The 18833-nt window shown below is 68.9% G+C and carries 15 protein-coding genes and 1 pseudogene; 9 read left to right on the top strand and 7 right to left on the bottom strand.

Going from position 1 to position 18833, the window contains the following annotated elements:
- Positions 1–121 precede the first annotated feature (121 nt).
- On the top strand, positions 122–712 hold the full coding sequence (locus OG990_RS29455) for an NAD(P)H-dependent oxidoreductase (protein WP_355615231.1): 591 nt from the start codon (positions 122–124) through the stop codon (positions 710–712).
- 541 nt (positions 713–1253) lie between these two features.
- On the opposite strand, the gene OG990_RS29450 is transcribed toward OG990_RS29455, so the two are convergent.
- The 3 genes and pseudogenes from OG990_RS29450 to OG990_RS29440 form a co-directional block, all read right to left on the bottom strand.
- Entirely contained in the window at positions 1254–1445 is a 192-nt protein-coding gene (locus tag OG990_RS29450; RefSeq protein ID WP_406077842.1) for a DUF1345 domain-containing protein, read from the bottom strand.
- A gap of 874 nt (positions 1446–2319) precedes the next feature.
- Positions 2320–2754: a transposase gene (locus OG990_RS29445; protein WP_406081932.1), complete on the bottom strand. Its 435-nt coding sequence runs from the start codon at positions 2752–2754 to the stop codon at positions 2320–2322.
- 310 nt (positions 2755–3064) lie between these two features.
- Positions 3065–3424, bottom strand: a pseudogene (locus OG990_RS29440) (transposase); the annotation flags it as partial.
- 638 nt (positions 3425–4062) lie between these two features.
- Here OG990_RS29440 and OG990_RS29435 point away from each other — a divergent pair.
- From OG990_RS29435 to OG990_RS29415, 5 genes are all read left to right on the top strand, one after another.
- Positions 4063–5052 (top strand): ISAs1 family transposase, encoded by a 990-nt coding sequence (locus tag OG990_RS29435; protein ID WP_406077841.1) that lies wholly within the window; start codon positions 4063–4065, stop codon positions 5050–5052.
- Between the two features lie 245 nt (positions 5053–5297).
- The gene (locus OG990_RS29430) at positions 5298–6437 is read left to right on the top strand and encodes a low temperature requirement protein A (protein ID WP_406077840.1); all 1140 of its coding nucleotides are present in this window, start codon (positions 5298–5300) and stop codon (positions 6435–6437) included.
- A 145-nt stretch (positions 6438–6582) separates the two neighbouring features.
- Positions 6583–7434, top strand: a complete 852-nt coding sequence (locus OG990_RS29425) for a hypothetical protein (protein ID WP_406077839.1) — start codon at positions 6583–6585, stop codon at positions 7432–7434.
- Between the two features lie 282 nt (positions 7435–7716).
- Positions 7717–8184, top strand: a complete 468-nt coding sequence (locus OG990_RS29420) for a nuclear transport factor 2 family protein (RefSeq protein WP_406077838.1) — start codon at positions 7717–7719, stop codon at positions 8182–8184.
- A 192-nt stretch (positions 8185–8376) separates the two neighbouring features.
- The gene (locus OG990_RS29415; protein ID WP_406077837.1) at positions 8377–8922 is read left to right on the top strand and encodes a hypothetical protein; all 546 of its coding nucleotides are present in this window, start codon (positions 8377–8379) and stop codon (positions 8920–8922) included.
- 148 nt (positions 8923–9070) lie between these two features.
- Here OG990_RS29415 and OG990_RS29410 read toward each other — a convergent pair whose 3' ends face one another.
- Complete coding sequence (locus tag OG990_RS29410) at positions 9071–9475, bottom strand: helix-turn-helix domain-containing protein (protein WP_328422054.1); 405 nt, start codon at positions 9473–9475, stop codon at positions 9071–9073.
- 76 nt (positions 9476–9551) lie between these two features.
- Between OG990_RS29410 and OG990_RS29405 the strand changes: the two genes are divergently transcribed.
- Positions 9552–10346: an SDR family NAD(P)-dependent oxidoreductase gene (locus tag OG990_RS29405; protein ID WP_406077836.1), complete on the top strand. Its 795-nt coding sequence runs from the start codon at positions 9552–9554 to the stop codon at positions 10344–10346.
- Positions 10347–10404: 58 nt separating this feature from the next.
- Here OG990_RS29405 and OG990_RS29400 read toward each other — a convergent pair whose 3' ends face one another.
- Together OG990_RS29400 and OG990_RS29395 are read right to left on the bottom strand one after the other, a co-directional pair.
- Complete coding sequence (locus OG990_RS29400) at positions 10405–11049, bottom strand: class I SAM-dependent DNA methyltransferase (RefSeq protein WP_406077835.1); 645 nt, start codon at positions 11047–11049, stop codon at positions 10405–10407.
- A 10-nt stretch (positions 11050–11059) separates the two neighbouring features.
- The gene (locus OG990_RS29395; RefSeq protein ID WP_406077834.1) at positions 11060–12052 is read right to left on the bottom strand and encodes an IS481 family transposase; all 993 of its coding nucleotides are present in this window, start codon (positions 12050–12052) and stop codon (positions 11060–11062) included.
- A 178-nt stretch (positions 12053–12230) separates the two neighbouring features.
- Between OG990_RS29395 and OG990_RS29390 the strand changes: the two genes are divergently transcribed.
- Positions 12231–12563, top strand: a complete 333-nt coding sequence (locus OG990_RS29390) for a hypothetical protein (RefSeq protein WP_406077833.1) — start codon at positions 12231–12233, stop codon at positions 12561–12563.
- Positions 12564–12645: 82 nt separating this feature from the next.
- Positions 12646–14043 (top strand): IS30 family transposase, encoded by a 1398-nt coding sequence (locus tag OG990_RS29385; protein WP_406077293.1) that lies wholly within the window; start codon positions 12646–12648, stop codon positions 14041–14043.
- A gap of 79 nt (positions 14044–14122) precedes the next feature.
- On the opposite strand, the gene OG990_RS29380 is transcribed toward OG990_RS29385, so the two are convergent.
- Positions 14123–18610 carry an HAD-IC family P-type ATPase gene (locus OG990_RS29380; RefSeq protein WP_406077832.1) on the bottom strand — a complete coding sequence of 1496 codons (4488 nt, stop codon included), beginning with the start codon at positions 18608–18610 and terminating at the stop codon, positions 14123–14125.
- Between the last annotated feature and the right edge of the window lie 223 nt (positions 18611–18833).

Here is an 18833-nt window from a genome sequence, read left to right as displayed (position 1 = left end):
GGTTCCCTCCGGGCTGCTGCTGCCGGCGGCGATCGGATCGCCTTGTGTCCGTTAGAAGCCATGCAGATGGGGTAACCGCCAACGGCTCCCGAGCGTGTCGGGATAGAAGGAAAGGGCGACAATGACCAGAATCGGCATCATCATCGGCAGCACCCGTCCCGGTCGTAACGGGGAGGCGGTGGCCCGCTGGGTGCACGACATCGCCACCAAGCGTGGCGACGCCGAGTACGAACTCGTCGACCTCAAGGACTTCAACCTGCCACACCTCGACGAGATGACACCCCCGTCGATGGGCCAGTACACCCAGCCACACACCCTGCGATGGGCCGAAAAGATCGCCTCCTTCGACGGGTACGTCTTCGTGACACCGGAGTACAACCACTCCACATCCGGGGCGCTGAAGAACGCGATCGACTTCATCTACGCCGAGTGGAACAACAAGGCCGCCGGGTTCGTCAGCTACGGCAGCGTCGGAGGCACCCGTGCAGTGGAGCACCTGCGTCTGGTGGTGGCCGAGTTGCAGATGGCGGACGTACGGGCACAGGTGGCACTCTCGCTCTTCACCGACTTCGAGAACTTCAGCGTCTTCAAGCCCGGCCCTCATCAGGTGGATGCGGTGAACACGATGCTCGACCAGTTGGCGGCCTGGAGCGGTGCGTTGGCAACCCTGCGGGCTGGCACGACGATGGCGACGGCCCAGTCCGGTACGTAGCCGAGCGTGGCGCTGCCGACGGCCGGATCCTCGGTCGTGGCGGCCTTGCGGCGGTCCGTGCCGTCGCCGAACCGGTGAGCTGAACCGGATGCCACAACCCCGCACGATTGGCTGTGCGAAAGCAGCCAGGAGGCAGCAAGACCGTCGCCATGGACGAGTCGACCTGTACGCCGCTGCCGGCATGGATGAACACCTCCCGAGGGTCGAGCTGGCACTGTGGCGGGCAGACGCACTGGTGCTGTTCGACTGGCTCCAGGACGTCGTGACCTGGACGCGGTGCCGGTCAGCCACCGGCGCAGAAGCAAGCGTTGATGGATGTCTTTTGATGCGCTTGGAGGAGACGGACGTGGTTCAGGCCAATGAGGATGAGATCGAGGTGGCAAGGGCGGACGTCAGCCGTGACATGGCGCCGGCTCGGAGTGGTAGGTCAGAAGCCAGCGAAGCACGTTTCGTTGAGCTCCGTGCCTGCCACCAACCGGTCGGTAAGTCCGACCCGGTCAGCGGGCCAGGTCGGCGATGAGGTTGACGGAACCCGCCACGATCACCACGCCGAATAGGCACGACAGGACGGCATGGGACAGCACACGCCCCGGATCCGCGGATCGCTGATGGCCGTGTCCGATACTTGGTAAGTCATGCCGATCGTGAAGGCGACGTAGGCCAAGTCGCGGTAGGTGGCCGCCCCTGCACAGACTGGTTGAGCCGCTCTGCCGTCCGGCAGAGCTGAGAGCAAAGCCGACGCCCAGCAGGCTGGTGACGCCCGCCCCTACCAGCAGCACCGCGGCGGTTCCCCGCGTCTCGTCCTCACGCATGGCGAGTAGCTCGGTGTGCGAGCTGTGCGCTCGGATAATGATCGGCCAGAGGGTGAGGAGGAAGGCGAGCGGCGGCGTCCCAGCCCCCGACCGCGGCCAACTCCCACGTCATGAACGGCAGGAGCGCCAGAGCGACGAGGAGCCCGATGGAGGCAACGATGACGGCTCGCCGCAGGGCAGGGGCGTGCCAGCCCAGCGATCGGTGACACATCGTCTCCGGGGGCATGCCGTTCATCGTCCGGGAGTGTCTCCCACCGCATCGCATGGCGTGCTCATAGCCGCGCACAGCGAGCCCGCTGGTCACCTGGATGGCCCACTGATCTAGGAATCGGCATGCCTCTGCGCCCGTCGAGCAGCGCGTTCGAACCATGCCGTGTGTGGGTCGCGGACCGGTAGCCGATGCCGTCCGTCAGCAATAAGTCAGCGAGACGCGCGACAACAGTCGACAACGGCTGGTACAGGACAGCAACGTCCTAGACTCCAGCGCCAGTCGCCGACATTGATCGGCAAGCGTCCACGGCACCGAGCCGCCTTTGCAAGGCAGGGGTTAGGGGTTCGAGTCCCCTGGGCTCCACCAGCACTTTCCTTGGTTGATCTCGGTCCCGAGTACAGCCAAGCGGTCACGCCGTCCGCTCCTGGCCGAGGACCCGATCTATGGCCGAGGCAGCCTGACGAGCCCTCGCCGGCAGAACGTGGCCGTAGGTGTCGGCCGTCATGAAGCTCTCCGCGCCCACCGCAAGGGGCCTAGCGGCAGGTCGGCGGAGCGTGAGCGCACGATTCTGGCTCCCCTCTGTGTCAAGAGGCCGCGGCGAGGGTTGTTCTAGGCTGGGGTCTGGCGGGTCCGGGAAGTGACTTCTCCGAAGAGCCGGCATGGGGATGTGAGCTGGTCACGCTGGAGTCAGTAGTCGTCTCCCGTTGTCCTCCCGGGCCCGTCGCCGTGGCCATCGTGGCGTCGTCGATCATCTGTCGGTAGACGATGTCGGACAGGCGTCGTTTCAGCGCGCGCATCGCTTCCATCGATGTCTTCCCGGTGGCTTTCTTGCGGTCGAAGTAAGCGCGGCCTTCGGTGGGGTTGCGGAGCTGGACGGTGGCCATGATGTGCAGCACCCGGTTGATCTGCCGGTTCCCGGCGCGGGATAGGCGGTGGCGTACCTGCTCGCCGGAGGACGCGTCGATGGGGGCGGTGCCGTTCCAGGAGGCGAAGTGGGCCCGGTTGGGGAACCGGGTGATGGCGCCGACCTCGACCAGCAGCCGGGCGGCGCCGGAGGGTGCCGTGCAGGTCCATCAGCGTGGTTCCGGTGGACGCCACGAGCTCCTTTAGTTCCTTGTCGGCTTCCTTGGAGCGTTGGTAGACGCGTTCGAGGTCACTGATCAGCTCTGCGGCGACCCGCCGGCGGGTCTTGCCGACGGCGTCACGGGGCCGGACCGTGGCCAGTAGTGCTTTGGCCTGGGCGGCGGACAGGCTCTTCTTCGCGCCACCCGGGATGAGTTCGAGGAGCAGTTGGTGCAGCTGGGACACCATCCGGGTGTGGTCTTCACCAAGTGAGCGGCGGCGGTCTACCAGGATCCGCAGCAAGGCGAGCTGCTCGTCGTTGACCACTGGACGCAGGCCGGCCATGCGGGTGCCGACCAGCGCGATGGAGTGGGCGTCGGTGGCGTCGGTCTTGCGGCCCTGCCCGGTCGCGAACACCCGCGCCCTGGCCGACAGCTTCGGCGGGACGTCGACGACCTGTTCGCCGTCGGTGAGTAGCCGGTTGGCGATGTGCCGACCGATGCCCTGGCAGCCCTCGATCGCCCAGACCCGGTTCGGCCACTGCTTGGCGTACTTCCTCATCGTGGTGTAGCCGTCCCGGCCCGTGTCGAAGCGACCGCCGCCGACGATGGTCTCGTCGCCGGCCATGACCTCGATCGTGGCAGAGCGTTTGTGCGGGTCCATCCCGATGACCACACGGTCTGATGTGACAGTCAACGCGCCCTCCGAAGCTCGATTCACCTGGTTGTCGAGCCGGGAGGGCAACGCTACTTCGAGCCAAGCAAACCCCTCTGGAGCCTCTCCCCGCCCTGGGGCGACGCCCGGGCCGCGCAGGCCAAATGAGAGCCACACGACCAGCGTGGGCAGCCGAAAAGAGAGCGACAGCCCGGGCGCCTCGACCGAAGCCTGGCCGGGCCACGGTCGCAGGTCAATGAAACAAGTAGCCGATGACAGCGCGCCGTCCATCCAGGGCCGTCGGGGCCAGGGCCCCGGCAAAGTCGTGGCGGTGTCCGACTTGAGTGGACTGGAGCAGAAGCGCCGTTGTTGATGGCAGCAAGACGGGCATGACCCATTCAGAAGATCATCAAGGTTCCTACGCCGTGTTGATCGCCGAAGTGAGTCATGCCCGCCCTGCTATCATCGCTGATCTCGTCGGTGTCGCGTGCACCGGCACTGGCCGTGTCCGAAGCCGCTGGCGGACTGCTCGCAGCGCTGGCCGATCTGCCTGACCCGCGGGCCCGGCGAGGCGTCCGGCACCGGCTGACGGTCGTGGTGAGCGCTGCGGTGTGTGCGGGTCGTACACCGCGATCGCTGAGTGGATCGCCGACGTGCCGGCGGCGACCGCGCTCGCGCTGGGCATGGCCCCGGACCGACGCCCGTCCGAGGCGATGATCCGTCGGCTGTTGCAGGCCATAGACCCGCAGCTACTGACCGCGGCGGTCAGCGTCTGGCTTAGCGGCCGGGCTGCTGCCGGCACGTCGACGTCCCGGCGAGCGATCGCGGTCGACGGCAAAACCCTGCGCGGCTCGCGCACCACCGACGCCGCGGCCCGGCATGTGATGGCCGCCTGCGATCAGGCGGTCGGCGTGATCCTGGCCAGTACCGACGTCGACGGCAAGACCAATGAGATCACCCGGTTCCAGCCGCTGCTCGACCAGATCGGCGACCTGCGCGACACCGTGATCACCGCCGACGCGCTGCACTGCCAGCGTGAGCACGTCGACTACCTCGCCGAACGCGGCGCGCACTGGATCCTGACCGTCAAGGGCAACCAGCCGAGCCTGCACAGCCAGCTCGCTGGCCTGCCCTGGCGGGCCGTCCCGGACGGCACCCGCGACACCGACCGCGGGCACGGCCGCCGCGAGATCCGCACCTTGAAGGTCCTGACCCTCTCCACCGGCATCGACTTCCCACACGCCGCCCAAGCACTGCAGATCCGCCGCCGCAGACGTCGCCTGGACCAGCCGAAACGCTTCACCACCGAGACCGTCTACGCCATCACCGACCTGCGGGTGCACCAAGCGAAACCGGCGCAACTGGCCACGTGGATTCGCGGCCACTGGTCCATCGAAAACAAGATCCACTGGGTGCGGGACGTCACCTACGACGAAGACCGCTGCCAGATTCGCACCGGAACCGGGCCCGAGGTCATGGCCGCCCTACGCAACGCCGCCATCGGCGCCCTCCGCACCGCCGGAATCGCCAACATCGCCGCCGCCAACCGACATCACGCCCGCGACAGCACCCGGCCCCTGGCCCTACTCGGCATCACCTGACGACTTTACCGGGGCCCTGAGCGGGCATGACTCTCGATTCAGACTCACCCAAACTGCTTGGCCCACCCGCCACGCCGCGTCAGCTCGTCACTCGTTGCGAGAACCCTGGGCATCGTCTTGTCGGCACCGGGAGGCGCGGCAGCGTGGTACGACTGCTTCAACGCTGCCACGAAGCCGACAGAACGGGCGAGCCGATGACGACGAGCCGGGCGGGCGAGCTGCTGCGCATGCCTGGGGATCCGCAGATGGCAACGTTCCTGGAACTGTTCTACGACCTGGCGTTTGTCTTCGCGCTCACCCAACTCTCGCACGCGCTGATCCAGGATCTCACCTGGAGCGGCGCCTTCCAGACGCTGTTGCTGCTGCTGACAGTGTGGCGGGTCTGGTTCAACACGGCGTGGATAACCGACAGGTTCGACCCGCAACAACCGGCGATACAGCTGCTGGTCATCGCGACTTTGGTGGGCACCCTGGTGATCGCGATCGCGCTGCCCGACGCGTTCGGCAGGCAAGGCCTGGTCTTCGCAGGGGTATTCGTCGCAATATTCATCGGCACCAACATCTTCCTCGTGATCGCCCTGCGGGGCCACGCACCGCGGCGCACCTCCGGGCGGATACTGTTCTGGTACGGCGTGGCCGCGGTGCCGTGGATCGCCGGGGCGCTCTCGCATGGGACGGCGCGTGTGGCGCTGTGGACACTCGCGGTGGCCCTGGACTACGCCGCATACGCGCTTTGCTACCCCGCGCCGGGGATCGGCCGCACGCCCCCGTCGGATTTGCCGACCGTGGCCGAACACCTGTCCGAGCGCTACCGGCAGTTCTACATCATCGCGCTCGGCGAGTTGATCCTGGTCACCGGACTGGCGCTTCGCGGCACCGCCTTCACGCCCGACCGGACCGCTGCGTTCCTCGTGACGATCGCCACCACCGTGCTGCTGTGGCGGATCTACATCTACCGCGCCGGGGAACTGGCGGCCGCAGCCATCAAAGCGGCCCCCGACCCGGCCCGCCTTGCCGGATCGACGTCATACGCCCACCTTGTCATGGTGGCCGGCATCGTCGTCACCGCCGTCGGCGACGAACTCGTCATCACCCACCCGTTCGGACATACGCAACCGGCCTGGATCGCCGTCATCCTCGGCGGACCCGCACTCTTCCTCGCCGGGCGTGCCGGCTTCGAGTACGCGGTCTTCGCCCGCGTATCCCGGGATCGGCCGATCGGCCTGGTCGTGCTGGCTGCCCTGACACCGGCGATGCTCCTCCTGCCGCCGCTGCTGGTCGCCCTCGCCGCCACCGCAGTCCTCGCCGGGGTCGCCATCTCCGACGCCACTCGCGCTCGAGCACATCCAGCCGAACCACCGTCGCCACCAGGCGCACCATCGTGACAGGTCGCGGGCAGCTACCCCCCGGTCCGATCCACACAGAATCCCGGCCGGCCGCCGGCTGTCCGCCGGCACGACTTTGCCGGGGCCCTGCCGTCGGGGCTCCCCCGGGCCGTGGCACGCAATTCCCTGCAGCAGGGGGAAGGCCATGGCATTATCGTTCGCCATGTGGGCCGACGACCCGAGGATGACCTTGCCGTTCCGCTGGAACTTGGTGACACCGGATCGACTGGGTTCGCTCTTGGACGGGGATTGCCGCCCCGATTTGTGGTTTGCGGCAGAGTTGGTGGATTGCTCGGCCAGGGTGTTAGCCCGTTCCGGTGGCGGCGCGTTGCACTTCGTCGGACGCTCGATGGATTCGATGTACGACCTGCTTACTGGAGTGCTGGCCGAGGACCCGAGGTTGATACGGTTGCCATTCAGCAGGTCTTCAGAGGGTTGGGTGCCGTGTGATGAGTGGCGCGACGAGGCTCGCGTCATCCTGACTCGATGTGGCGTGACGCCGTTCCGCCTGGCCCGCACCGGCGATCCTGTCTCGTTCGTCGACATTGTGTCCACCGGCAGGACGTTCGAGAGCCTGTATTCGCTGCTCCGCGACTGGGTCGAGGAGCAGCGGGAGCCGTGGGACGTCGTGCGCCGAAAGATTCGTTTCATCGGGGTCGTCGCCCGTGGTAAGACGAGTCCGAAGACGCGACGTTGGCAGCAGCACGCAGGCTGGACCGCGGACTTGCCGTCCGGCGCGGTCAGCAACGTATCGATGGATCCGTCGGTATATTCCTATCTGGCGGAGCGGCAGGAGAAGCTGACAGCGAGCTTCGGTCCGAGCCTTCGCGAGGAGGTCGGAATCCGACGCGACAGCCGCGTTCGATATGCCTTGGCGGAGGCCGTCGCCTTGGTGGCCCACGGCCGACGCCCCGAAACCCGGGCGACGTTGATCCGGAACCTGTCGATTCAAAAGCCATACCCGAAAAAGTGGCTCGCCACGCTCACTCATGCGTGACGATGCTTCGTCGTAGGTGCCGCTTCGCTCAGCGGCCGTTCGCGCTCAGCACACGGTGCACGCTCATGCCGCGATCCGCGCTATGCAGCGTCACGCCGAGGTGGCCCGGTTGCCGTCCGGACGTGCCGATGACAATGCACTCGAGACGGCCGACGAAAGCGCTTCGGGGCAGTCAAATCGGGGCTGAGGTCGGTAGGGTGCCGTCGATGGGGTGCCGGCCATCCCCGGATGTAGTCCTCGGCGTGACCCAAGTGACATCTACCGATTCGAAGGAAGTCCGGCATGAGCAGCCCACGCGAAACTTTCCTCCGACTGGTGAACGGTGTCTGCGACGGTCCGTACGAAGACTTGGCCGACCTATACGCCGAACAAACCCATGTCACGCATCCGTTCCATCCGCTCAACCCGCCGCCGCTGCGTAGCCGCAGCGAACTGCACGAGCACTTCACCGCGCCGCCTCCGGTCGCCCGGACGCTGAACCGTAAGCCGGTCGACGTGACGATTCATGAAACCGCGGACCCAGAGGTGATTGTCGCCGAGTTTGCCTATCAGGGGCGGGTCGCCGAGACAGGTGAGGCATTCACGGTGCCATGCGTCTTCGTGATGCGTATCCGCAATGGGCTCATCATTGAGTCCCGAGACTACATTGACCACGTCGCCAGCGCGCGGGCTTGGGGTCAACTCGACAGCCTTTTGACCGCACTCCGTCCGCAAGAAAGCACCACCATCGAGGGCGCAGCCCGACCCTGATTCACGCCCGACGCCCTGCGCACTCATCTGCCGCGATCCGCGCGGACGTCGCTGACCAGTTGGCGGACGACGTCGCAGACCACAGCGGCCAGGACCCGGTCGGCCAGGGTGGCCGCCAGGTCAGGACGTTCTCGAGCGAGTTCCAGGCGTTCATGCCCATCGACCTGACACGGACCAGAAAGCGAGGTGCCGATGAGTGAGTCGGCCGATCTGGACGCCCTGCGACGGCTCATGTCGCCGCCGGCGGACGGTGGTATGAGGGTCGACTGGGATGCTCTTGCCGCGTCCTGGGGCAGGCCGTTCCCGCCTGACTACCAGCGCTTCATGGAGGTCTACGGCGCTGGTGCGGTGCAGAACTACCTGTCGATCAACAAACCGGAAGCCAAGGTCCCGCTGTCCGAGGCGCAGCGGGACGGGATGGTGATCGAGACGGCGAACGCCGAGGCTGACTGGGAGACCGAGGACAAGGCGCCCGAACTGGAAGGCACCTCTCCGGTATTGATCAACTGGGGTGTCGACGCCACCGCCGACATGTTGTGCTGGGATGCCTCGGACGGCGATCCAGCCAAGTGGCCGGTCGTGGTCTACAAGCGGAACGGCTCGCTGTGGAGCCGCTACGACTGCGGCATGGTGGAGTTCCTCGTCCGGGTGCTGCGGGCTGACTTTCCCGAGTGCCCCCTCGGCGGCCTGTTCCTATGGGGCGTCAGTGAGGCGGCCTTCGAGAAGAGGGGCGGCTGACCGCGACCCTGCTCCCGCACGGGAGGGTCTGCCGAAAACCTGATCTTGCGGTCAACCTGAGCTTTTGCGGTTATCGGGTGGGTGGAAGGAACTCGTCTCCCGTCCGTGGCGGTGTGCGAACCGTAGGACGGAGTCCGCCCATGGTGTTTCAGGTGGGCCGCTGACGTGTCGTAGCGATCTCGGCGTGGTGGTCGACCGCCCAGTCGGCCAGCGCGGAGAGCGGCTCCAGAAGGCTGACGCCGAGCGGCGTAAGCCGGTATTCGACGCTCGGCGGCACCGTCGGAAACACTTCACGTTCGACCAGGCCGTCACTCTCCAACGTGCGCAGCGTCCGGGTGAGCATGCGCGGGCTGATGCCCTCCACCGCCCGATGCAACTCGTTGAACCTGTACGGACGCCGGCCGAGCAGGGTGATCAGCAGCAGCGTCCACTTGTCGCTCACCCGCCGCAGCACGTCGGTGACCGGACAGCGCTCGTACTCGCCGATCGGAACGGGATTCGGCAACCGGTGGTTGTCCAGCGAGGCACGCACACCGGTGTCCCTTGTGGTCATGAAAGTGCCTTCTTTCGCTCCACTGGCCGTCTGCCCAGGATGAGCACGTCAGTGAAGAACGGTAACGGGGGGCGACATGGGCGTTGTGGTGGTCAGTGGGGGCACGAACGGAATGGGACGTGCGTTGACCCGCGGGCGGGCCGAACGCGGCGACCGCGTCCTGGTGCTCGGGCGCAACCGCGAACGCGGCGAGGCGCTCGCCGGCAGCGCTATCGACTTCCTTCCCGTCGACCTCTCCAGCATGGTCGAGACTCGGCAGGTCATCGAGCACATCCTCACCGAGTACCAGGTCGTGGACGCGCTGGCGCTGTTCGCCAATGCTCAAGCGCCGCGTCGCATCGTGACCGGCGAAGGCCTGGAGCGCACGTTCGCGCTCTACTACCTCAGTCGCTATCTGCTCAGCTTCGGCCTACGTCCGGCCCTGGACCGAGCTGCCGCACCGGTGATCGTGAACGTCGCTGGCGTCGGGGTCACCAAGGGCGGCGTGCGTTGGACCGATCCGCAACTGGCCTCGGGCTACTCCATGATCACCGCACAGTTGCAGGCCGGTCGAGCCAACGACCTGCTCGGCGTGGGCTTCGCCCAGCGGTCCGGCAGCCGTGCCCGATACGTGCTCTACCATCCCGGTTTCACCAAAAGCGGCGACCGTAGCCCGCTTCCGCTCGTACTCCGTGGGCTGCTGGCGGCGGCGTCGGTGGCGGCCCAACCCATCGCGGACGCCGTAGCGCCGATCCATCGGTTCCTGGACACGCCACCAGCCGCGCCGCTGACCGCCATTGACCGGGACAAGCGACTCCCACTCAGTTTCCCCACCCTCGACGCCGGGAACGCCGAGCGGTTGATGGACCTCACAGAAACGCTGCTCACCTGAAGCTCACCTCTCCCGTCCGCACGTCTCCGGCCCCGCGGCTCCCGACGAGGAGATCCGATTAGGACTGACGGCGCCCAAAGATGATCCCGCCGAGCGAGCTTTCTGCCGAGGTGAGAGTCATCTGTGCCTCGACCGTGAATCCGCCTTCGCGCAGCCATGCCGCCACTTGGTCGGGCTGGCGACGGTGCACGTGAACCTTCATCGGGTGCCCGCCGTAGCCCTGCGTCTTGAGCCGTGATTCGTCGCCGACGTGGAAGCTGAGCAGCAGCGGGCTACCGGGACGCAACACTCGCCGGAAGTGCGCGAAGACCGAGCCGACCTGGCTGTCGGGGATGTGGATCAGCGAGTACCAGGCGATCAAGCCGGCGACCGAACCCTCAGCCAGATCGAGGTCGGTCATGGAGCCCACCTCGAACCGTAGACCTGGATGATCATGCCGAGCCACATCGATCATTCCTGGCGATAGGTCAATGCCGAACGCCTCAACGCCGAGCTCATGCAGGTGGGCGGTGATGCGCCCTGGTCCACAGCCCACGTCCGCGACGGGCCCGCCACCGGCGGCGTGAACGAGGTCGGCGAACAAAGCCAGGGTGGCTCGTTCGTAGGGCGTTTCGGCCAGGAGGTTGCGCAGCAGGTCTGCATAACTGGCGGCGACTGTGTCGTAGGAGATGCGAGTGTCTGCTAACCAGCCGTCATCGTTCATGATGGCGACGCTAGATGTACTGACCCGAGAGGTTGGGGACGCGGCTGGTGGGTGGTAGGCCGCCGAGTGCGGTGTGTCCGCGGTGGTGATTGTAGGTGTGCAGCCAGGCGGGCAGGGCTTCACGGCGTTCGGTTTCGGTGCGGTAGGGGCGTGCGTAGGCCCATTCGTCGAGCATGGTGCGGTTGTAGCGTTCGACTTTCCCGTTGGTCTGGGGCCGGTAGGGCCGTGTGCGTTTGTGGCTGATCCCGGCTGTGGTGAGGGTGTCGCGCCAGAGCTGGGATCGGTAACAGGAGCCGTTGTCGGTCAGCACTCGTGTGACGGTGATGCCCTGGGCGGTGAACCAGGTGTGGGGGCGTGACCAGAAGGCGGTGGCGGTTTCCTTGGTCTCGTCGGGCAGGATTTCGGTATAGGCCAGGCGGGAGTGGTCGTCCACGGCGTTGTGCAGGTAGTGGTAGCCGAGCCGGGGCTCGCCACGTCGCACGCGGGTGACGCCGGGCATGGCCGAGCGGTTGCGGGTGCCGGCATGGCGTCCGAGCACGCGGTGGCCGCCGCCGTCAGGGATGTTGCCCAGTTTCTTGATGTCGACGTGCACCAGGTCACCGGGGTGTTCGTGCTCGTAGCGGCGGATCATCCGGCCGGTGGCCCGGTCGAGGTGGGTGAGCCGGGCGAGGCGGTAGCGGGTCAGGACCCGGTGCACGGTGGCCGGGTTCAGCCCGAGCAGGAACGCGATGCGGGCCGGACCCCACCGGCGCAGGGTCCGGACCTTGACGACACGCCGTTCGGTGCGTTGCGAGGTCCGGGCCGGGCTGTGGTGCGGGCGTGAGGAACGGTCGGTCATACCCGCCGGCCCGTCGGTGCGATATCGATCGGCCCAGCGTTTCGCGGTGGTGGGTGAGACCTGGAAACGTTCCGCGGCCCGGCGTAGTGGCCACCGTTCCTCGACCACGCAGCGGGCCAGGCGCAGCCTGCCAGTCTCGGACAACGGTGCATTACGGTGGGGCATGAGGGCCTCCGCAGGTTCGGGGTAGGACGTCGCAATCCACACCGAACCCGAAGGCCCTCACCTTTTTCAAGATCTACCCGTCACCAACGTCTGTGGTCAGTACACCTAGATCAGGGACCAGACGGGTGATCCACGGGCCGGTAGCCGTGACCCGTAATGCGCTGGTCATCATCCTTGAATGGATGAACAGCCAGCCCGCGTCACCCTGCACCTGTACTGCCGGGTCGATGTGATCGTCACCGACCCCGCAGCCGTGATCGGTCACGCGGTCGCCGAGCTGCGCGCGGCCGACATCGACTGGTCCACCGAGGAGGATGACCTCGACACCGCGGTCGGCGAGTTGCAGACCGACCTCGCCGGCTCTCTGGCGAGCGTGGTGGACATCGGTCGGCTCGGCGACGGCGTCCCCGGCGTGGAGTTCCGGGGCGGCCTCTGCTGGGCGGAGCACGGCCCGCCCCGCGACGCTTTCCACGAGCGTGGGGATGGGGGTGATGTCTCCCGTCAAGCGTGATGACTCTGAGGTATCAATATGACTCTGGGGTATCGGGCGGATTCCAGTGGTCGTCGCAACACCTCGATCAAGGGGTGTGCGAATGGGGAGACCACCGGGCTGGGTGACCGCGATGACGGGTCGACCGGCGATGCGGTCACCAGGACGGCCGGACCTGAACGCCAGGGATGTCCAGCGACAGTTCTGGCGGCGGATCGCCGAAGGCTTGTCGAGCGAGGAAGCCGCGCTGGCCTGCGGTGTGTCGCAGCCGGTGGGCGGACGGTGGTTCCGTCACGGTGGCGGCATGCCGCCGCTGTGTCTCAAGCCGCCGTCAGGCCGGTACCTGTCGATCGCCGAGCGGGAGGAGATTGCGCTGCTCAAGGCCCAGGACAAGGGCGTGCGTGAGATTGCCCGGCTCATCGGCCGTGATGCGTCGACGATCTCGCGGGAGCTGCGCCGCAACGCGGCCACCCGTTGCGGTCGGCTGGAGTATCGGGCCTCGGTCGCGCAGTGGCATGCCGAACGCCGCGGCCGTCGGCCGAAGGTCGCCAAGCTCGCCGCTAACCAGCGGCTGCGCGACTATGTTCAGGAACGGCTTGCCGGGGCGGTCACTGACGGCGAGGGCCGGCCGATTCCAGGTCCGAACGTGCCGTGGAAGGGACGCCGCCACGGACGTCGCGCCGACCGTCGCTGGGGCACCGCGTGGAGCCCGGAGCAGATCAGCCGCCGGCTGCGGCTGGACTTCCCCGATGATGAGTCGATGCGGATCTCGCACGAGGCGATCTACCAGTCGCTCTACGTTCAAGGCCGCGGCACGCTGCGCCGGGAGCTGACGGCGTGCCTGCGCACCGGACGAGCTTTGCGGGTGCCGCAGGCCCGGACCCGCAGGCGGGGCCAGCACTTCCTCAGCCCCGAAGTCATGATCAGTCAACGGCCGGCCGAAGCCGACGACCGCGCTGTCCCGGGGCACTGGGAAGGCGACCTGATCATCGGCCTGCAACGGTCCGCGATCGGCACGCTGGTCGAGCGCACCACCCGCTTCACGATGCTGCTGCACCTACCCCGCATGGAAGGACACGGCCAGCAACCGGTCGTGAAGAACGGCCCGCCGTTGGCCGGACACGGTGCTGAGGCGGTCCGCGACGCGATCGCCGGCCAGATCACCACCCTGCCCGAGCAACTACGCCGATCGCTGACCTGGGATCAGGGATCGGAGATGACCCAGCACGCGCGGCTGCGCCTGGACACCGGGATCGAGGTCTACTTCTGCGACCCCCACAGTCCATGGCAACGCGGAACCAACGAGAACACCAACGGTCTGCTACGGCAGTACTTCCCCAAGGGAACCGACCTATCCCGACACAGCATCACCGACCTCGACGCCGTCGCCGCCGCCCTCAACAGCCGGCCACGAAAGGCCCTGGGCTGGAAGACCCCCGCAGAAGCCCTCGACGATCACCTAAGATCTATCCAACAAGCCGGTGTTGCAACGACTCCTTGAACCTAAGTCGCGCTTCCGAGTGTGGATGTGTCGCCGTAGCCTGGACCGTCCGCCGGCGGCCAGGAGGGCGGTGCGACGGTCAGGCGGGCGGGGCGCCCGTGGACCCGCCCGCCCCGCCGTCGTCCGCCGCCGGCCGCGCCGCGGTGTCGGGCCGGGCCTGCGGCAGGTGCTCCACCAGCTTGGTGAGTGCGCCGTTGGCGAAGGTGGCGCCGAGCGCTGATCCGGCCCCGATGGTCCAACCGACCGGTCCGATCGGCGTGCAACCGAAGAACTGGCTCAACCCCGGTGTCTGCACTACCACGACCAGCGCCCCCAGCGACGCCGCCGTGGACGCCAGCACCGCCGGGCTGGTGCCGCCAGCCAGGACCGTCTGGCCCAGCTGGGTGCCGACCAGGGAGACCAGCGCGACCGTGCCCGCCCGCCGACGGCGGCCGGTGTACCGGGCCAGCGTCCAGCCGGCGGTGGCGCCCAGCGTGGTGGCAGCCGCGCGCAGCCCGATCTCCTTGGTGAGGGTCTCGCCGAGCGACGCGTCCGGGCCTTCCCGGAGCAGGCTGTCGGTGCGGTCCGAGGCGGGCGGGCGGATCGCGATGGCCAGCGCCGGAGCCAGGTCGGTGAGCAGGTTGACCAGGAGTAGCTGCCGTCCGGTGAGCGCGGAGCGGCCGGTCGCCGCGGCGGTGAGCACGCTGAATGCGATCTCGCCGAGGTTGCCGCCAACCAGGATGCTGAGCGCGTGCCGCACCGACGACCACATCGCCCGACCCTCGACCAGGGTGGCGATGATGGTCTCCAGCCGGTCGTCGGTGACCACCAGGTCGGCGGCGGCCCGCGCGGCCGGGGTGCCTCGTTGACCGAGGGCAATGCCCACGTCGGCCAGCCGGATCGCCGGGGCGTCGTTGGCGCCGTCGCCGGTCATCGCCACGGTCCGCCCGCACTTCTGCAACGCCTGGATGATCCGAACCTTGTGCGTCGGGGTGCAACGGGCCACCACGTCCGTGCGGACCAACCGCTCGGCGAGTGCCTCGTCGTCCAACTGGTCGAGCTCACCGGCCGTGACCACCCGCTGCTCGTCGTGCTCGCTGATGGTGGCGGCGATCGCCTCGGCGGTCGCCGGGTGATCCCCGGTGATCATGATGGTGTGCACGCCGGCCTGCCGGATCCGGCGTACCGCCGGGGCGGCGCTCTCCCGGACCCCGTCCGCGAGGGCCAGGAAACCCACGAAGGTCAGCCCTCGGACGTCCCCGTCGGTCACCTTCGGGTCGTCCACCTGGCACTCGGCGACGGCCAGGATCCGGTGCCCCGCCCCGGCCCGGTCGGCGAGCACCCGGTGCAGCTCCGCGCGGCCGGCGTCGTCCAGCGGCTCCTGGCGGCCGTCGGTGCGCCGGGCCGAACAGCGCGGCAGCACCGACTCCGGGGCGCCCTTCACGCTCAGCAGCAGGTGACCGTCGGTCTCCCCGACGCTCGCGTGGTACCCGCGGGACGGCTCGAACGGCAGCCCGCCGGCAGCCTGCCAGCCATGGGCACCGGTCTGCTCCACCACCCCCGCCGCCGCGGCACCCTTCCGGACCGCGCGGTCGGTATGCAGCGCCAGCTCCTCCGGGTTGGCTGCGGCAGGGGTGGCCCGCAACGCCGCGGCCAGCGTCATCCGGAGCCGATCGTCGAGCCGGTCCACCGGGGCGTACCGGTCGGCCACGCCGTCGCCGACCCCGGCGAGCAGCAACTGGCCCTCGGTGAGGGTGCCGGTCTTGTCGAAGCAGAGCACATCCACCCGACCGAGCGCCTCGATGGTGCGCGGGTTCCGGACCAACGCGCCGTGCTCGGCCAGCCGCCGGGCGGCGGCCAGCTGTGCCGCGCTGACCAGGAACGGCAACCCCTCCGGCACCGACGCAACGGCGAGGTTCGCGGCGGTCGCCGCCGTCTCGACCAGGGGTACGCCCCGGAGCAGACCCGCGCCGGCCACCGCCACCGCCGAACCGGCGGCCAACGGGATGGCAAGGCTGGTCAACGAACCAAGTCGGGCCTCCACCCCACTGCTCGGAGGCGCCTGCCGGACCAGCGCCAGGCTGCGCCCGGCCTCGGTGTCGGAGCCGGTGGCCACCACCACGGCCGTGCCGTGCCCGGCGGCGACGGTGGTGCCCTCGTACAACATCGAGCGCCGGTCGGCGACGGCGGCGGCGACCACCGGTCGGTCGGTCTTGGCGACCGGCAGAGACTCGCCGGTCAGCGATGACTCGTCCGCCTCCAGCCCCACCGATTCCAGCACCCGACAGTCGGCGGGCACCGAGTCACCCGGCTCGACGGCGATGACGTCCCCGAGGACCAGGTCCTCGGCGGCGACCACCCGCTCAGCGCCGTCCCGGCGGACCCGGGCGGTCACCGCCGAACGGGACAGCAGCTCCGCCAGCGACCGTTCGGTGTTGCGCTCGTGCACCGCCCCGATCATGGCGGACCCGCCGACCACGCCGCCCACCAGCGCGGCGTCGACCAGCGAGCCGAACGACGCGGAGAGCACCGCCCCGGCGGCCAGCACCGGGGTGAGTGGGTTGGCCAGCTCGTCGACGAAGGCGCGCAGCAGGCCACCGTTTCCGGGTGCCTCGCCGCCGCTCGCGCCGTGCCCGTCGCGGCGACGCTGCGCCTCCGCGTTGTCCAGGCCGTCCGGCCCGGTGCTGAGCCGGTCGAACACGGCGCCGACCGGCATCAGGTGCCAGGCGGTCGCCACCGGTGCCGGAGTGTCCGACTGGTCGGGCAGCCGCCGGGCCCGCCACACGCCGTGTGCGAAGGCCAGCCCGGCCGCGCCGTTCACCGCTACCAGCGTTCGGACGGGCAACTGGGTTGGTGCGGCGGTGAACGCGCCCAGCGCACCGAGACCGGTGCCGGCCAGGCCCAGCCGGATGTTCTGCCCGGTCATTCGCCGGGCCACTCCGGTCGCCTCGACCATCAAAGCAGCCACCCGCAAATCCGCGCCGACCAGCAGGTGCGCTCCCCATGGAGGCAGCTCCTCCGGTCTGAACATCCCGAGGCCGCAGTCGGACGCACCGAGCGCCGGTCGGTCGGAGGACACCAGCATCACCACGGCACCGTCGCGCTGCAACGCGCGGACCGACTCAGTCAGCTGCTCCCCGCCGGGCAGCATCGCTTCGGCGAAGCCGTACCGCTGCTCGTCACCGCCGGCCACGACCAGCCGCAGGCCGGCGTGTCGGGCGGCGGCCGGCAGGCCGTTGACGCCCGGCGCGGGCTCCGGCTCGACGCGCAACAACGCGACGAGCCGTTCGTCGTGGACCAGACCGAGTAGTTGGCCACCTGCGGCTCGCAACCGTTCCCGGTCCGGGATGTCACCCGGGTCGCCGGCGGGCAACTGGTCCAGCGGTCCGAGCCGCCAGCCGTCCACCGCCCGCGAGCCGGCCGGATCAGCCGCGTCGAACAGCGCGAACGCCCGCTCCGCCACCTGGTCGACATCCGCTCCGGGCACCGGGGCGAGGTCGGCCAGCACGCCCCGGTCCGAGCCGAGCACCGCGGCGTCCAGCACCAGCGTGTCGATCCGGTCCAGTTCCCGCAGCACGCTGCGGTCCATGGCGATAACCCCGCGTCTGGCCAGGATCTGGCCGAGTTGGGCGGCGTACCCCTCGCGTCCGCTGCCTGGGGCCTTGGGCAACGCGGACAGGCCCAGCGCGGCGGCCCGCTTGTGCCCGGCGAACGGCACCGCCGCCGCAGCGGCTGCCGCGCCGGCGGCCAGCGAGCGGTTGATGTACCGCTCGACCGGGCCGTCCGGCTTCGGCCGGGGGCGGTCGTTCCCCAGCCAGCGCGCGGTGGCGCGCTCCGGCTCACCGGTCAGCTGTGGCTCGGCCCGCTCCCACGCGGAGAGCTGGGCCCGCGCCTCGCCCCACTGCACGATCCGTTGGGCGCCGTCCACGACTATCCCCGCCCAGCCGCCCGCCAGACCCTGCACCACCGCTTCGGCGAGCGGAAAGAGAATGTCGGCGCGAGGGTCGGCGCGCAGCCCTCGGCTGGCGAACGCGTGCAGCTTCGGTTGCAGGTCCACCGCGCCGAGCAGCCCGACAACCTCTCCGGGCACCGGCGCGAACGGCAGGATCCGGGTGGCCGCCGAGATGGTCAGGCCCAGCGCGTCCGAGGCGAGCCCTCCGAGGGTGCGTGGCGTCCGGGGCCCGTCCTCCGGTGGGTGTGGCGGCGGGATCTCCGGGTCAGGCTCGTGGTCGCAGGTCTGCTCGACCCGGGCGATAGTGGCGATCAGGTCGCGCAGCTTCGGCTCGGGATCCTGCACAGCGACCACCACCCGGCCGGACGGGGCGTTCACCCGGGCCCAGGCCACCCCGGGCACCTGCTCCAGCGCGCCCTCCACCTGCCGGGCCAGCTGGTCGCCGCCGTCCTGGCAGACGCCGTGCACCTCGATGTGGTGGCGCCCAGGTCGGGACCAGATCCGACGCCGGGTCAGCCCGGCCGTCCGGGCCAGCCGGGTCGCAGCCGAGCCCACGGTCCGGGACGCCTCGCTGACCAGGTGCGGCACGCCGATGGACGGCAGGAGGCGGCCGACCGCGCGACCCGCCGCCGTCATTGAGGCGTACGGCTGGACGGACGCCGGCCCGACTCCCCGCTGATACAGGTCCTGCCCTTGGCCATCTCGTCCTCCCACCGCCTCGCGTCCGGCGGCCTGGCTTCCCGACCTGGCATCCGTTATGCCCTCGGAGCAGGGGAACTTTCCGTCGTCGCCGTCGGATGGACGGGGGTGGGCGGTGGGATCCCCGACGAGAGCCGCGTCACCCATGATTGACATGAAT

Source organism: Micromonospora sp. NBC_00858, assembly GCF_045207365.1.
Lineage (GTDB): Bacteria > Actinomycetota > Actinomycetes > Mycobacteriales > Micromonosporaceae > Micromonospora.
This window is presented reverse-complemented; position numbering and strand designations above follow the sequence as displayed.

Excerpts from the sequence above, each read along its gene's own strand:
- OG990_RS29455 (WP_355615231.1), top strand. The coding sequence starts at position 122 with ATGACCAGAATCGGCATCATCATCGGCAGCACCCGTCCCGGTCGTAAC.
- OG990_RS29430 (WP_406077840.1), top strand. The coding sequence starts at position 5,298 with ATGGCAACGTTCCTGGAACTGTTCTACGACCTGGCGTTTGTCTTCGCG.
- OG990_RS29425 (WP_406077839.1), top strand. The coding sequence starts at position 6,583 with ATGGCATTATCGTTCGCCATGTGGGCCGACGACCCGAGGATGACCTTG.
- OG990_RS29420 (WP_406077838.1), top strand. The coding sequence starts at position 7,717 with ATGAGCAGCCCACGCGAAACTTTCCTCCGACTGGTGAACGGTGTCTGC.
- OG990_RS29415 (WP_406077837.1), top strand. The coding sequence starts at position 8,377 with ATGAGTGAGTCGGCCGATCTGGACGCCCTGCGACGGCTCATGTCGCCG.
- OG990_RS29410 (WP_328422054.1), bottom strand. The coding sequence starts at position 9,475 with ATGACCACAAGGGACACCGGTGTGCGTGCCTCGCTGGACAACCACCGG.
- OG990_RS29405 (WP_406077836.1), top strand. The coding sequence starts at position 9,552 with ATGGGCGTTGTGGTGGTCAGTGGGGGCACGAACGGAATGGGACGTGCG.
- OG990_RS29400 (WP_406077835.1), bottom strand. The coding sequence starts at position 11,049 with ATGAACGATGACGGCTGGTTAGCAGACACTCGCATCTCCTACGACACA.
- OG990_RS29395 (WP_406077834.1), bottom strand. The coding sequence starts at position 12,052 with ATGCCCCACCGTAATGCACCGTTGTCCGAGACTGGCAGGCTGCGCCTG.
- OG990_RS29390 (WP_406077833.1), top strand. The coding sequence starts at position 12,231 with ATGGATGAACAGCCAGCCCGCGTCACCCTGCACCTGTACTGCCGGGTC.
- OG990_RS29385 (WP_406077293.1), top strand. The coding sequence starts at position 12,646 with ATGGGGAGACCACCGGGCTGGGTGACCGCGATGACGGGTCGACCGGCG.
- OG990_RS29380 (WP_406077832.1), bottom strand. The coding sequence starts at position 18,610 with ATGACGGCGGCGGGTCGCGCGGTCGGCCGCCTCCTGCCGTCCATCGGC.